Origin of the sequence: Kitasatospora sp. NPDC057500 (genome assembly GCF_042802195.1) — a bacterium.
In the GTDB taxonomy this organism is placed as follows: Bacteria; Actinomycetota; Actinomycetes; order Streptomycetales; family Streptomycetaceae; genus Kitasatospora.
Genome location: NZ_JBHVER010000057.1, coordinates 25,338 through 40,187, shown reverse-complemented (window position 1 = coordinate 40,187; position 14,850 = coordinate 25,338). Strand labels below are relative to the sequence as shown.

General features: G+C 73.1%; 10 protein-coding genes. All 10 read right to left on the bottom strand.

The window, feature by feature from the left end; genetic code table 11:
* Positions 1–50: 50 nt before the first annotated feature.
* The 10 genes from cimA to ACFU74_RS15160 all read right to left on the bottom strand — a co-directional run bounded on the left by cimA (position 51) and on the right by ACFU74_RS15160 (position 14,580).
* A complete protein-coding gene (cimA, locus tag ACFU74_RS15205) occupies positions 51–1,661 on the bottom strand; it encodes a citramalate synthase (RefSeq protein ID WP_380756544.1) in 1,611 nt (536 codons plus the stop codon).
* Between the two features lie 345 nt (positions 1,662–2,006).
* A complete protein-coding gene (locus ACFU74_RS15200) occupies positions 2,007–3,119 on the bottom strand; it encodes a branched-chain amino acid aminotransferase (RefSeq protein ID WP_380756542.1) in 1,113 nt (370 codons plus the stop codon).
* A 220-nt stretch (positions 3,120–3,339) separates the two neighbouring features.
* Positions 3,340–4,377, bottom strand: a complete 1,038-nt coding sequence (locus ACFU74_RS15195; protein WP_380756540.1) for a 3-isopropylmalate dehydrogenase — start codon at positions 4,375–4,377, stop codon at positions 3,340–3,342.
* 75 nt (positions 4,378–4,452) lie between these two features.
* Entirely contained in the window at positions 4,453–5,019 is a 567-nt protein-coding gene (locus ACFU74_RS15190) for a Uma2 family endonuclease (protein ID WP_380756538.1), read from the bottom strand.
* A gap of 114 nt (positions 5,020–5,133) precedes the next feature.
* On the bottom strand, positions 5,134–8,517 hold the full coding sequence (locus ACFU74_RS15185) for a S8 family serine peptidase (RefSeq protein WP_380756536.1): 3,384 nt from the start codon (positions 8,515–8,517) through the stop codon (positions 5,134–5,136).
* Between the two features lie 241 nt (positions 8,518–8,758).
* The gene (locus ACFU74_RS15180) at positions 8,759–8,920 is read right to left on the bottom strand and encodes a hypothetical protein (protein WP_380756534.1); all 162 of its coding nucleotides are present in this window, start codon (positions 8,918–8,920) and stop codon (positions 8,759–8,761) included.
* 310 nt (positions 8,921–9,230) lie between these two features.
* A complete protein-coding gene (gene serA / locus ACFU74_RS15175) occupies positions 9,231–10,814 on the bottom strand; it encodes a phosphoglycerate dehydrogenase (RefSeq protein WP_380756532.1) in 1,584 nt (527 codons plus the stop codon).
* 241 nt (positions 10,815–11,055) lie between these two features.
* Positions 11,056–12,054 (bottom strand): ketol-acid reductoisomerase, encoded by a 999-nt coding sequence (gene ilvC, locus ACFU74_RS15170; protein WP_380756530.1) that lies wholly within the window; start codon positions 12,052–12,054, stop codon positions 11,056–11,058.
* 112 nt (positions 12,055–12,166) lie between these two features.
* On the bottom strand, positions 12,167–12,691 hold the full coding sequence (gene ilvN, locus ACFU74_RS15165) for an acetolactate synthase small subunit (protein WP_030302941.1): 525 nt from the start codon (positions 12,689–12,691) through the stop codon (positions 12,167–12,169).
* A 35-nt stretch (positions 12,692–12,726) separates the two neighbouring features.
* Positions 12,727–14,580 (bottom strand): acetolactate synthase large subunit, encoded by a 1,854-nt coding sequence (locus ACFU74_RS15160; protein ID WP_380756528.1) that lies wholly within the window; start codon positions 14,578–14,580, stop codon positions 12,727–12,729.
* Positions 14,581–14,850 lie beyond the last annotated feature (270 nt).

Below are 14,850 nucleotides of genomic sequence, written 5' to 3'. Positions count from 1 at the left end.
CCCGCGGACCCACCGGTCCACGGGCCGCGCCGTCCTGCCCCCGCCGACCGCTACGCGGCGTCCGGCTCCAGGCCGGCCCGCAGCAGGCCGTGGGTGTAGGCGTCCTCCAGCGCCAGCCAGGAGGCGGCCACCACGTTGTCGGCCACCCCGACGGTGGACCAGGTCGCGGTGCCGTCGGCGGTGTCGATCAGCACCCGGGTCTTGGAGCCGGTGCCGTGCTGGCCCTCCAGGATGCGGACCTTGTAGTCCACCAGCTCCAGCTCGGCCAGCTGCGGGTAGATCCGCTCCAGCGCGGTGCGCAGCGCGCGGTCCAGCGCGTCGACCGGGCCGTTGCCCTCGCCGGTGGCGATCATCCGCTCGCCCTTGGCCCAGAGCTTGACCGTGGCCTCGTTGCCGGTGGTGCCGCCCGGGCCCTGCTCGCTGATGGTCCGCCACGACTCCAGGGCGAAGAAGCGCTCGCGGCGCCCGCGCACCTCGTCGCGCAGCAGCAGCTCGAAGGAGGCGTCGGCGGACTCGTAGGTGTAGCCGAGGCTCTCCTGCTCCTTGACCTTGGCGACCACCCGGCCGGCGAGGTCGCGGTCGGCCGAGAGGTCGTAGCCGAGTTCCTTGCCCTTGAGTTCGACGGAGGCGCGGCCGGCCATGTCGGAGACCAGCATCCGCATGGTGTTGCCGACCGTCGCCGGGTCGATGTGCTGGTAGAGGTCCGGGTCGACCTTGATCGCCGAGGCGTGCAGACCGGCCTTGTGGGCGAAGGCGGAGAAGCCGACGTAGGGCTGGTGGGTGGAGGGGGTGAGGTTGACCAGCTCGGCGATCGCGTGCGAGATCCGGGTCATCTCGGCGAGGCTGCCGGGCGGCAGCACCCGGCGGTCGTACTTGAGCTCCAGGGCGCCGACCACCGGGAAGAGGTTGGCGTTGCCGACCCGCTCGCCGTAGCCGTTGGCGGTGCACTGGACGTGGGTGGCGCCGGCGTCGACCGCGGCCAGGGTGTTGGCGACGGCGCAGCCGGTGTCGTCCTGGGCGTGGATGCCGAGCCGGGCGCCGGTCGCGGCCAGGACGTCGGCGACGATCTCGCGCACGCCGGAGGGCAGCATCCCGCCGTTGGTGTCGCAGAGCACCACCACGTCGGCGCCGGCCTCGTGGGCGGCGCGGACCACGGAGACCGCGTACTCCCGGTTGGCCTTGTAGCCGTCGAAGAAGTGCTCGCAGTCGATGAAGACCCGGCGGCCCTGGGCGCGCAGGTGGGAGACGCTGTCGCGGATCATCTCCAGGTTCTCGTCGAGGGTGGTGCGCAGCGCCAGCTCGACGTGCCGGTCGTGGGACTTGGCGACCAGGGTGACCACGGGCGCGCCGGAGGCCACCAGCGCGGCCAGCTGCGGGTCGTCCGCGGCGCTGCCGCCGGCCCGGCGGGTGGCGCCGAAGGCGACCAGCCGGGCGTGCCGGAGGTCCAGCTCCTCGGCGGCGCGGGCGAAGAACTCGGTGTCCCTGGGGTTCGCACCGGGCCAGCCGCCCTCGATGAAGCCGACGCCGAACTCGTCCAGGTGCCGGGCGATGGCCAGCTTGTCGGCCACCGTGAGGTTGATGCCCTCGCGCTGGGCGCCGTCGCGCAGGGTGGTGTCGAAGACGTGGAAGGCGTCGTCGGGGAGGTTGGTCGCCTGGGTCATGACCCTGGGTTCTCCGTTCCGGGAGGTCGGTTACTGCTCTGCCGGTTCTGAATCCGGCTCCACTGTCCAGCATCCCGCGCGCGCCCGGTGTCCCTGGGCTCCTTGTGGGGGCCCTCGGCCGGTCCGGGGGAAACAAAAAGACCCCTCGCGGGTGCGAGAGGTCTGCGCGCGGGTCTGGACGCTGGTGGTCGCCCCGCATCGGTGGTGCGGTGGCGGTCACTGCGGACCGGCGCGCCTGCTGCTAATAATCAGCGACAGCGAGGACACGCTCGCAGTGTAGGCACATCGTCCGTGCCGCGGCCCGCCCGTCTCGCGATCCGGGACGGGCGGGCCGGGGCGGCGGGGTCAGACGATCCGGTGCAGCCAGCCGTGGGTGTCGGGGGCCTGGCCGCCCTGGATGGCGAGCAGGGCGCGGCGCAGCTCCATGGTGACCGGGCCGGGCTCGCCGGCGCCGACGGTCCAGTCGCCGCCCTTGGACTTCACCGAGCCGACCGGGGTGATGACGGCGGCGGTGCCGCAGGCGAAGACCTCGGTGAGGGTGCCGTCGGCGTTGCCCTGCCTCCACTCGTCGGTGGAGATGCGGCGCTCCTCGACGGGGTGGCCGAGGTCGGTGGCGAGCTGGAGCAGCGAGTCGCGGGTGATGCCGGGCAGCAGGGCGCCGGAGAGCTCGGGGGTGACGATCCGGGCGTTCTCCCCCTCGCCGAAGACGAAGTAGAGGTTCATGCCGCCCATCTCCTCGATCCACCGGTGCTCGGCGGCGTCGAGCCAGACCACCTGGTCGCAGCCCTTGGCGGCGGCCTCGGCCTGGGCGACCAGGGAGGCGGCGTAGTTGCCGGCGCACTTGGCGGCACCGGTGCCGCCAGGCGCGGCGCGGACGTAGTCCTCGGAGAGCCAGACCGAGACCGGCTTGACGCCGCCGGGGAAGTAGGCGCCGGCCGGCGAGGCGATGATCATGAAGAGGTAGGAGTTGGCGGGGCGGACACCCAGGCCGACCTCGGTGGCGAACATGAACGGGCGCAGGTAGAGGCTCTGCTCCGGCTCGTCCGGGACCCAGGCCTGCTCCTGCTGGACGAGCAGCTCGACGGCCTCGACGAAGGTCTCGACCGGCAGCTCGGGCATGGCCAGGCGGCGGGCGGAGGCCTGGAAGCGGGCGGCGTTGGCCTCCGGGCGGAAGGTCGCGATCGAGCCGTCGGCCTGGCGGTAGGCCTTGAGGCCCTCGAAGATCGCCTGGCCGTAGTGGAGGGTCATGTTGGCCGGGTCCATCTCGATCGGCGCGTAGGGCGCCAGCTGGGCGTCGTGCCAGCCCACGCCCTCGGTCCAGCGGATGGTGACCATGTGGTCGGTGAACACGCGACCGAAGCCCGGGTTGGCCAGCCGGGCCTCGCGCTCCGCCTGGGGAAGCGGGTGGGCGGAGGGCTTGAGGTCGAACGTGATGGGCGCCTGGGTGGGCGTGCTCATGGCTGTGTGTCCTTCACCGTGGGGTTGGTCCGGGCCGCTCCGCCGGGTGGACGTTCCGCCCTTTCCGGGCAGAACGGGCGCACGACGGCACGGCCCACTGTCGATACTCGCATCCAGAGGGCCGTGCCGAACAGCCGCGGACTCCTTGGAGATCCGCAAGCTGCCGTTATGGGGTCCGGCCCGGTGGGGGCCGGAACACCGTCTGTCGGGTTCCGGCCTCCTAGGCGGATACTCGGGCGGCGAGCGCGTCGCCGACCTGGGCGGTGGTGCGGGTCCCGGTGCGCTCGGTGAGGTCCGCGGCGACCGCGTCCTCGATCCGGGCGGCCTCGGCGGGGAACCCGAGGTGGTCGAGCAGCATGGCGACCGACAGCACGGTGGCGGTCGGGTCGGCCTTGCCCTGGCCGGCGATGTCCGGCGCCGAGCCGTGCACGGGCTCGAACATCGACGGGAAGGCGCCGCTCGGGTTGATGTTGCCGCTGGCGGCCAGGCCGATCCCGCCGGTGACGGCGGCGGCCAGGTCGGTCAGGATGTCGCCGAACAGGTTGTCGGTCACGATGACGTCGAACCGCTCGGGCTGGGTGACGAAGAAGATGGTCGCCGCATCGACGTGCAGGTAGTCGGTGGTGACCTCGGGGAACTCCCGGCCGACCTGCTCGAAGATCCGGGTCCACAGGTGGCCGGCGTGCACCAGCACGTTGTTCTTGTGCACCAGGGTGAGCTTCTTGCGCGGACGCGCCTGGGCCCGGCGGTAGGCGTCGCGCACCACGCGCTCGATGCCGTACGCGGTGTTGAGGCTGACCTCGGTGGCCACCTCGTGCTCGGTCCCGGTGCGCAGCGTGCCGCCGTTGCCGACGTACGGGCCCTCGGTGCCCTCGCGGACGACCACGAAGTCGATCTGCGGGTCACCGGCCAGCGGGGACTTCACCCCGGGGAAGAGCCGCCCCGGACGGAGGTTGATGTGGTGGTCGAAGGCGAACCGCAGCTTGAGCAGCAGCCCGCGCTCCAGCACGCCGGACGGCACGCTCGGGTCGCCGATGGCGCCGAGCAGGATCGCGTCGTGGGCCTTGAGCTCCGCCAGGACGCTGTCCGGGAGCGTCTCACCGGTGCGGTGGTAGCGCCGGGCCCCGAGGTCGAACTCGGTGGTCTCCAGCTTCACATCGGCGGGAAGCACCGCCCCCAGAACCTTGAGACCCTCGGCCACCACTTCCTGGCCGATTCCGTCACCGGGGACGACTGCGAGACGAATCGTGCGAGACATGCTCGGAGGCTACTCCGGTGTCCCAGAGCCTGACATCCCGCGTCCGCCATTCGGACAACCGACCGCCCGGAAGCCTCAGGTCAGATCGATGTCGACCGGGAAGGGGCGGTCGGTCTTCAGCTGCTTGTGGTGGATGCCGGTCAGCCCGTAGAGACGGGTCGCCGGGTCCAGCTCATAGGTGTGGACGATGGCGTGCCCCTCTTCGTCGCTCTCCACCCGCCAGAAGTGCGCGATGCCGGCGGCGGCGTACTTGCGCGGCTTGACCTCTCGATCGCGCTCCCGGGACTCGGTGGACACGATCTCGACGGCGAGCAGGACGTCCTGCGCGTCGCAGTAGGTCCCCTCGGGGCCGGTGTCCGCGTTCTCGTTCACGACGGTGAGATCCGGCTCGGGCCGATTCCGCGAATTCAGCCGGATCGTCATCTCCCGCCACACCTGCCACCCGTCCGGTACGGCCGCTTCCAGGGCTCGTTCCAACGTACGGAGTGTGCGCATGTGGAAGAGGGTCTGCGGGCTCACGAAGATCAGGCTCCCGTCGAGCAACTCGGTGTGCGGCGGGAGATCCTGCAGCCGGTCGAGGTCCTCGGCGGTGTAGCCATCGACCGGGGGCCGAAGCCAGTCGGGGTACGGCGCGACGCTCATGGTTCCTCCCATACGGGCATCCTCGTGGCTGTTCTCAGGCTACTCGGACCGATCCCCCCGGGACTTCATCTTTCGAGGGGCGTGCGCAGACCGGCGCACGCCCCTCGGCAGGCACTACGGCAGGTGCAGCACCTGGCTGCGGCGGGCCTCCGGGTTGAGGTGGTGGAGGAGGAGCAGCCGGGAGCGGTCGCCGGGGGTGCGGTGGATGTCGAGGACGGTGGCGGGGTGGACGGGGGCGACGACGGCGGCGGGACCGCCGGGGCCGGTGCGGATGTCGAGGGCGGGGTGCAGGACGTCCACCTGGAGGGCGGGCCGGGTGCCGTGCAGGCCGATCGCGGAGAAGGCCTCGGCCGGGTCGGGCGTGCCGGAGCCGGTGAGGCCGGTCCACAGGGCGTAGCGGACGGCGCTGTGGCCGGGGCCGATCCCCGGCAGGGCGGACAGCCGCACCGGCAGGACCACCGTGTCGGAGTCCAGCAGGGCGGTGTCGGTGTCGCCCCAGCGGGCGTTCAGCGGCTGGACGTCCAGTTCGGTGCCGGTGCGGGCGTCCAGGGCGCGGGCCACCAGGACGTCGCTGCCGCGCAGCCGGTCGGCCTTGACGATCACGTCCGTGGCGCCGTCCCCGTCGGTGTCCAGGGCGGCCCGGACGGCGAACACCCCGACCGGGGTGGCGGTCGGCGCCCAGACCCGGGCGCCCAGGTAGAGCCGGCCCTCGGCGAGCGGGTCGCCGGTGACGGCGGGCGCGTCGGTGGCGGCACCGACGGCGCGCAGGTTGGCGGCCCGGTCGCCGGGGCGCTCGACGCAGAGGTCCGCCTGGTGCTCGGCCTCCTCGGTGCTCCCCTCCGGGACGATGCCCGCGCCGGGGCCGACCGCCGCCCCGCTGTCCGGCGGGCAGTCGGGCCAGCGGGCGCCCTCCCCGCCGAGCGCGAGGGCGCTGACCAGGCCGGGCCCGCCGCCGGGGGCGTCGGTGCCGGTGAGGACGGACAGCGCGCCGGTGCGGGTGGTGCGGACCGGGTCGGTGGCGGCCAGCTCGGAGGCGGCCCGCGGGGCGGCGAACAGCGGCACCCGCAGTGCGGGGGCGGCCGGGTCGTCCGGGGTGAGCAGCAGTCGGCCGGAGAGCTCGGCGCGGTAGCTGCGGGCCCGGCCGGCCTGGACGGTGGCGGTCGTCGGGTCGGGGGCGCGGTCGAGCGCCCCGGGAACCCGCAGGGTGACCCGCACCCGGGCGGCGCCGCCGGGCGGGACCTCGACCCGGTCGGGCGCGAGCTCGAAGCGGGCACCGGGCGCGTCGGTGGCGGCCGCGTAGCCGGTGCGGTAGGCGACCGGGGCGGCGGAGAGGTTGCGCACCTCGACCTCGCGGACCAGGGCGAGCGGCCCGGTGACCGCGAGCGGGCCGAAGGAGACGCCGACGGCGCCCTCGACCGCGCCCTCCCCCGCCGCGTAGGCGACGGCCGGGGTGCGCACGGCGCGGTCCACGGCGGCCCGGCCGGCGCCGGTGCGCTCGGGCCCGTAGACCGGGCCGGTGCCGCCGTCGCCGAGCCAGGTGTCCCCGGCGGTGTTCATCAGCGCGGCCTTGACCTGCTCGACGGTCCAGCCGGGGTGGGCGGCGCGGACCAGCGCGGCCAGCCCGGCGACGTGCGGGGTGGCCATCGAGGTGCCGTCCTCGCGCTGGCCGCCGGTGCCGCTGCCGACCAGGGCGGACCAGACGGTCTCGCCGGGGGCGGCGAGGTCCGGCTTGACGACGCCGGGCACGCCGATGCCGCGCGAGGTGAAGTCGGTGAGGGTGTCGAGCCGCTGCGGCTGGTCCTGGGCGGCGGCGCCGTGCAGCGGGTTGCCGGGCGCGGCGAGGCGGACCCGGACCGGACCGGCGGCGGCGCCCGCGCGCAGCCGTTCGCCGTCGGCGCGGCCGAGCAGGGCGAGCGGCACCCGGTCGTTGCCGGAGATCTCGGCGAGGTGGTCGTCGTCGGCGGCCAGCAGGGCGCCGATCGCGCCCGCGTCGGCGACGTGGTCGGCGCGCGGGCCGGAGCCGCAGGCGCGCTCGGACTCCCGGGTGCTCCAGGCGAGCACCGCGATCCGTCCGGCGAGCCGCTGCCGGTCGGCCTCGGAGAACGCCGCGCAGCCGTCCTGCTGGTCGGCGGGCAGGGCGAGTTCGCCGCTCACGTCGGCGGTGGACCAGTCCCGGTAGCGGGCGCTCCAGTGGGCCGGGAGGACGCCGGCGAGGGCGGCCGGTTCCAGCACGGTGATCCCGTCGGCGTCGCCGTGCGGGTCGACGGAGGCGGCGACCGCGACGGCCCGGGCGGCGGTGCCGGGGCTGCCGCCGATGCCGTAGACGTCGCCCTCGTTGCCCGCGGCGGCGACCACCACGGTGCCGAGGGCGGCCAGCCGGTCGACGGCGAGGGAGTCGGCGTCGTCGGTGGAGCCGAAGCGGCTGCCGAGCGAGAGGTTGAGCACGTCCAGGCGGTCGCTCGGGTCGCCGTCGCCGTCGGGGTCGGCGGCCAGGTCGAGGGCGTGGCCGAGCTGGTCGGTGGAGCCGTCGCAGCCGAAGACCCGGATCGCGTACAGCTGGGCGCCGGGCGCGGCGCCGGGGCCGACCCTGAAGCCGGCCGGGTCGAGGCCGGGCCGGTAGGGGCCCCGGTAGGGCCGGCCGTCGGCGGTGACGCCGAGGCCGGCGGCGGTGCCGGCGACGTGGGTGCCGTGGCCGTTGCGGTCGCAGTCGATCGGGTTGTCGTCGGGGCGCGGGTCGGGCTGGTAGTGCGGGGCGCCCGGGTCGGGCTGGTAGTCGTCGCCGACCAGGTCGCGGCCGCCGATCACCTTGGCGTTGGGGAAGAGCGCAGCGGGTGCGGGCAGCGCGCCGTCGACGGAGCGGAACGCCTCCTCGGTGCCGGGGCCGCCGAAGTCGGCATGGGTGTAGTCGATGCCGCTGTCGGCGACGCCGATCCGCACGCCCTGCCCGGTGGTGCCGGCGGCCCCGCCGTCGGAGGAGCCGCCCGCCCAGACCGCGGGCGCGCCGGTGACCGGCACCGAGTGGGCGTTGTCGCGCCGCTTGCGGACGATCGGGTGCACGGCCGCGACCCCGGGCAGGGTGCGCAGCGCGGGCAGCCGGCCGGCCGGCGCGCTCACCGCGAGGCCGGTGACCAGGGTGCGGGTGCGGTAGAGCTCCCGGGCGGCGGGCACGGCGCCGTGCACGGCCCCGGCGAGCCGGTCCAGCGCGGCGGAGGCGCGGTCCCGCTGGGCGGCGCCGGCCTGGGCGGCCTCCCGGCGAACGGCCTCCGGGGAGCGCCGCTGCCGCCGGGCCTCGTCACCGGCCCGCTGCCAGACGGGGACGACGGGCTCGGTGGCGAGTTCCAGCAGGACGGGGACGGGCGGGTCGGCGGCCCGGGCGGCGGGGGCCGCGGGCGGGTCGTCGACGGCCGGGGCGGCGCCGGTGAGCAGCGCGGGTCCGGCCAGTAGGGCGAGGGCGAGGCCGAGCCGGGTGAGCGGTCGGCGGAGGGTGGGGCGACGCATGGGGTCCTCTCCCCCGGCCGGGGGAATGATCCGCACGCGGTGCCGCTGACGCCCGCCCGTGCGGCCGTCGATCACCCTTCCGGGGGCCCCAAATTAGGAATATCGCGCCGGTCGGGGCGAGCAACCTCCCCCGAACGGTGGCAAGTTGCACCCCTTGGAGTGACACTCCGTCAGCCCGTTCGGCCCATTCGGCGGATGAACGCCACTGCGGTGCCGTCGCCCGCAGGAGAGCCGCAGGGGGTCAGTGGTGGCCGGTGGCTCCGCCGTTGTCGCGGCGGTCCAGCGCGCGCTGGAGCGCGGCGGCGGCGAAGGGGTTCCGCTCGGCGGCCCGGCGGCGGCGCGGGACGCGGGTCTGCGGGGCGGCGGGGGCGGAAGAGGCGTGGCGGTCGGCGGTCGGGGGCATACCGGGGCTCCTTGGTTCGGTACGCGCCGTGGGGACGGACGCGGCGGTGGGGAGGAGGGGGGTACACCGGGCGGGGGTCACCTGCCCATCGGGCGTACACGCGCGCACGGGCCGAACTCCCTGGCTACAGGGGCGGCGCACCGTACGGCTTCCACCACCGTACGGCCCCGGCCCTGCGGTGTCTGCACGAATACTTGGATTTCCTACTATCTGAGACGCGCCTCACCCGGAGGAACGCACCAGGGCCCGGACCGCCGCGCGTGCGGTGGTCCGGGCCCTGGTGGGAGGCGGTGCGGGGGTGCCGCGGGGCTCAGGCGCCCAGGTCGACCGAGCGGGCGAAGCGGGCGCCGATCTCGGCGGCGATGGCCGACAGGACCTCCTGCGGGATCTCGCTGTCCACGGTGAGGGAGGCCAGCGCGCCGCTGCCGTCGCGCGCGACCTGCATGCCGGCGATGTTGATGCCGGCGTCACCGAGGTGGCGGCCGAGGACGCCGACCACGCCGGGACGGTCCTCGTACTTGAAGAAGGCCATGTGGTCGGTGAGCGCCACGTCCACGTCGAAGGCGTCCACGCCGACGATCTTCTGGATCTGCTTGGGGCCGGCCAGCGTGCCGGAGATGGCGATCTCCTCGCCGTTGGCGAGGGTGCCGCGCACGGTGATGACGTTGCGGTGCTCGGGGCTCTCGCTGGAGGTGGTCAGCCGCACCTCGACGCCGCGCTCCTGGGCGAACAGCGGGGCGTTGACGTAGGACACCGTCTCCGCCACGACGTCCTCGAACACGCCCTTGAGCGCGGACAGTTCGAGCACCTTGACGTCGTGCTGGGTGATCTCGCCGCGCACCTCGACGTCGAGCCGGACGGCCACCTCGCCGGCCAGCGCGGTGAAGATCCGGCCGAGCTTCTCGGCCAGCGGCAGGCCCGGGCGGACGTCCTCGGCGATCACGCCGCCCTGGACGTTGACCGCGTCCGGCACCAGCTCGCCGGCCAGCGCCAGGCGCACCGAGCGGGCGACGGCGATGCCGGCCTTCTCCTGGGCCTCGTCGGTCGAGGCGCCCAGGTGCGGGGTGGCCACCACGTTGTCGAGCGCGAACAGCGGCGAGTCGGTGCACGGCTCCTTGGCGTACACGTCCAGGCCGGCGCCGGCCACCCGGCCGTCGCGCAGGGCGCTGAGCAGCGCCTCCTCGTCGACGATGCCGCCACGCGCGGCGTTGACGATCCGGACGGTCGGCTTGACCTTGTGCAGCGCCTCGTCGCCGATCAGGCCGATGGTCTCCGGGGTCTTCGGGAGGTGGACGGTGATGAAGTCCGAGACCTCCAGCAGCTCCTCCAGCGAGACCAGCTTGACGCCCATCTGCGCGGCGCGGGCGGCCTGGATGTAGGGGTCGTACGCGACGATCTTCATGCCGAACGCGGACATCCGCTGGGCGACCAGCACGCCGATCCGGCCGAGGCCGACGACGCCGAGGACCTTCTCGCTCAGCTCCACGCCGGTGTACTTGTTGCGCTTCCACTCGCCGCCCTTGAGCGCGGCGTTGGCCGGCGCGATGTTGCGGGCGACCGAGATCAGCAGGCCGCAGGCGAGCTCGGCGGCGGTGACGATGTTGGAGGTCGGGGCGTTCACGACCATGACGCCGGCCTTGGTGGCGGCGGAGACGTCCACGTTGTCGAGGCCGACGCCGGCCCGGGCGACGACCTTGAGCTTGCGGGCGGCGGCCAGTGCCTCGGCGTCGACCTTGGTGGCGGAGCGGATCAGGACGGCGTCGACGTCCGCGATCGCGGTCAGCAGTTCGGTGCGGTCCGCGCCGTTGCAGTGGCGGATCTCGAAGTCGGGGCCAAGGGCGTCGACCGTGGCGGGCGAGAGCTCTTCGGCGATCAGAACTACGGATTTGCTCACGACAGTGGTCCTTAACTGTCCGGTTCCCCCGGGCACGAAGGTCGCGTGGAGGGCGGGGGAAGGTGGCATGCCGCGTAGGTAGACGCACGACGCTGTGGGCCTGACGCGCACTCGGAAGTGTATCGACGGGCTGGGTACCCGGCTGCTCCCGTCCGGCGAAATCACCCGGACGGGAGCAGCCTAGTTGTACAAGGGCGTTACAAAATCGAGAGGGTTCGGCTCAGCACGCCCCGGGTGTCGCTCAGGCCTCTTCCTTGACCCAGCTCATCAGCTTGCGCAGCTTCTTGCCGGTGGTCTCCAGCAGGTGGTCCTCGTCGGCCTTCTTGTACTCGTTGTACTTGGGCAGACCCGCCTTGTACTCGGCGATCCAGGTGTTGGCGAAGGTGCCGTCCTGGATCTCGGCGAGGACCTTCTTCATCTCGGCCTTGGTGGCGTCGGTGATGATCCGCGGGCCGGTGACGTAGTCGCCCCACTCGGCGGTCTCGGAGACCGACCAGCGCATCTTCTCCAGGCCGCCCTCGTACATCAGGTCGACGATGAGCTTCAGCTCGTGCAGGCACTCGAAGTAGGCGATCTCCGGCTGGTAGCCGGCCTCGACCAGGGTCTCGAAACCGGCCTTCACCAGGGCGGCGGTGCCACCGCAGAGGACGGCCTGCTCGCCGAACAGGTCGGTCTCGGTCTCCTCGGTGAAGGTGGTCTTGATGACGCCGGCCTTGGTGGCGCCCAGGCCCTTGGCGTAGGACAGCGCCAGGTCGAAGGCCTTGCCGGAGGCGTCCTGCTCGACGGCGACGATCGCCGGGACGCCGCGACCCTCCTCGTACTGGCGGCGGACCAGGTGGCCCGGGCCCTTCGGGGCGACCATGCAGACGTCGACGTCGGCCGGCGGCTTGATGAAGCCGTAGCGGATGTTCAGGCCGTGGCCGAAGAACAGGGCGTCGCCGGCCTTCAGGTTCGGGGCGATGTCCGCCTCGTAGACGTCGGCCTGGATCGGGTCCGGGACCAGGATCATGATGACGTCGGCCTCGGCCGCGGCCTCGGCGGGGGTGACCACGCGCAGGCCGGCCTCCTCGGCCTTCTGGCGGGACTTGGACTCCGGCTTCAGGCCGACCCGGACGTCCGCACCCGAGTCGCGCAGGGACAGCGCGTGGGCGTGGCCCTGGCTGCCGTAGCCGATGACCGCGACCTTGCGGCCCTGGATGATGGACAGGTCGGCGTCGTCTTCGTAGAACAGCTCGGCCACGGGGGCACATCTCCTTGCGAGTGGTTTGCCTGGGTCTGCGTCGGTTCCTACCGTATGCGGACCCGGTCACGGGGTGGGGCGGTGCTTCAGGGGGTGAGACGGACGGCGGCGCTCAGGCGCTGCGGTCCAGGGCGCGCAGCGAGCGGTCCGTGATCGAACGGGCGCCGCGTCCGATGGCGACCAGGCCGGACTGGACCAACTCCTTGATGCCGTAGGGCTCCAGCATCCGGAGCATGGCCTCCAGCTTGTCCGAGCTGCCGGTGGCCTCGATGGTCACCGCGTCCGGGGACACGTCCACCGTCTTGGCGCGGAACAGCTGGACGATCTCGACGATCTGCGACCGGGTCTCGTTGTCGGCGCGGACCTTCACCAGGACCAGTTCCCGCTGGATCGCAGCGGACTGGTCGAGTTCGACGATCTTTATCACGTTGACGAGCTTGTTGAGCTGCTTGGTGACCTGTTCCAGCGGGAGGTCCTCGACGTTGACCACGATGGTCATCCGGGACACGTCCGGATGCTCGGTGGGCCCGACGGCGAGGGAGTCGATGTTGAAGCCCCGACGGGAGAACAGCGCGGCGATCCGGGCGAGCACGCCGGGCTTGTTCTCGACCAGGACGGACAGGGTGTGCTTGGACATGGGTCGTGGGTTCCCTTGGTCGTTCCGGAAGGGGCTCAGTCGAGGTCGTCGCCGAAGTCGGGGCGCACCCCGCGGGCGAACTGGATCTCGTCGTTGCTGGTGCCGGCCGCGACCATCGGCCAGACCATGGCGTCCTGGTGGACGATGAAGTCGATGACCACCGGGCGGTCGTCGATCTCCATCGCCTGCTTGATCACCGCGTCGAGGTCCTCGGGGCGCTCGCAGCGCAGGCCGACGCAGCCCATCGCCTCGGCGAGCAGCACGAAGTCGGGGATCCGGGTGCCCTGGGCGGGCGGCTCGATGCCGTCGTGGCCGGGGCCGGAGTGCAGCACGGTGTTGGAGTAGCGCTGGTTGTAGAACAGCGTCTGCCACTGCCGGACCATGCCCAGCGAACCGTTGTTGATGACCGCGACCTTGATCGGGATGCCGTTCAGGGCGCAGGTGACCAGCTCCTGGTTGGTCATCTGGAAGCAGCCGTCGCCGTCGATCGCCCAGACCGCGGTCTCCGGGCGGCCCGCCTTGGCGCCCATCGCGGCCGGCACGGCGTAGCCCATGGTCCCGGCGCCGCCGGAGTTGAGCCAGGTGCCCGGCTTCTCGAACTGGATGAACTGCGAGCTCCACATCTGGTGCTGGCCGACGCCCGCCGCGTAGATGGCGTCCGGGCCGACCAGCCGGCCGATCCGCTCGATCACCTGCTGCGGGGAGAGCTGGCCGCCCGCCGGGGGCTCGTAGCCCAGCGGGTAGGTCTGCTTCCACTCGTCGATCCGCTCCCACCAGTCGCCGTAGTCGCCCTTGTGGCCGGCGTCGAACTCGGCCTGGACCGCGACGATGAGGTCGGCCAGCACCTCGCGGGCGTCGCCGACGATCGGCACGTCGGCCGGGCGGTTCTTGCCGATCTCGGCCGGGTCGATGTCGGCGTGGACGACCTTGGCGTAGGGCGCGAAGCTGTCCAGCTTGCCGGTGACCCGGTCGTCGAAGCGGGCGCCGAGGGTGAAGAGCAGGTCCGCCTTCTGCAGCGCGGTCACCGCCGGGACGGTGCCGTGCATGCCGGGCATGCCCAGGTGCTGCGGGTGGCTGTCCGGGAAGGCGCCGAGCGCCATCAGGGTGGTGACCACCGGGGCGCCGGTCAGCTCGGCGAGGATCCGCAGTTCGGCCGTGGCGCCGGCCTTGATGACGCCGCCGCCGACGTACAGCACCGGGCGCTTGGCGGTGACCAGCATCTTCGCGGCCTCGCGGATCTGCTTGGCGTGCGGCTTGGTCACCGGGCGGTAGCCGGGCAGCGAGGTCTCGGCCGGCCAGCGGAAGGTGGTGGTGGCCTGGAGGGCGTCCTTGGCGATGTCGACCAGGACCGGGCCGGGGCGGCCGGTGGCGGCGATGTGGAACGCCTCGGCGATCACCCGGGGGATCTCGGCCGGGTCGGTGACCAGGTAGTTGTGCTTGGTGATCGGCATGGTGATGCCGCAGATGTCCGCCTCCTGGAAGGCGTCCGTGCCGATCGCCTGGGAGGCGACCTGACCGGTGATCGCGACGATCGGCACCGAGTCCATGTAGGCGTCGGCGATCGGGGTGACCAGGTTGGTCGCGCCCGGGCCGGAGGTCGCCATGCAGACGCCGACCCGGCCGGTGGCCTGCGCGTAGCCGGTGGCGGCGTGGCCGGCGCCCTGCTCGTGGCGGACGAGGATGTGGCGCACCTTCGTGGAGTCCATCAGCGGGTCGTACGCGGGAAGGATGGCCCCGCCGGGGATGCCGAAGACGGTGTCCGCCCCGACGGCCTCCAGCGAGCGGATGAGCGACTGGGCTCCGGTCATGGTCTCGACGACGTGCTGGGGAGCGGGAGCGTGGGCGGCCGGGGTGTCCCCGCGGCGGGGGGCTGCGGCGTGCTCAGTCATCTGCCTGTCTCTTCTCGGTTCTGGCCGGCCCGGTGGTTGCGGGCCCCGGGGTCGAGGGGTGGGGTCCCGCTTGCGGGCCGATCGCCGGCTCTGCCCCAATCGTCCCTTTCGCGGGGCCACGGGGCCAGGGGTCTTGCGGTGGTGGAACGGCGTCGGTGCAACAAAAAACCCCTCGTGCCCAAGGGCATGCGAGGGGTGGCGCGTCGGTCTGTCACAAGCGGGGCATGGCCCGCTCAGCCGACGCGCCCGCCAAGTACGAGAATTCGGGTG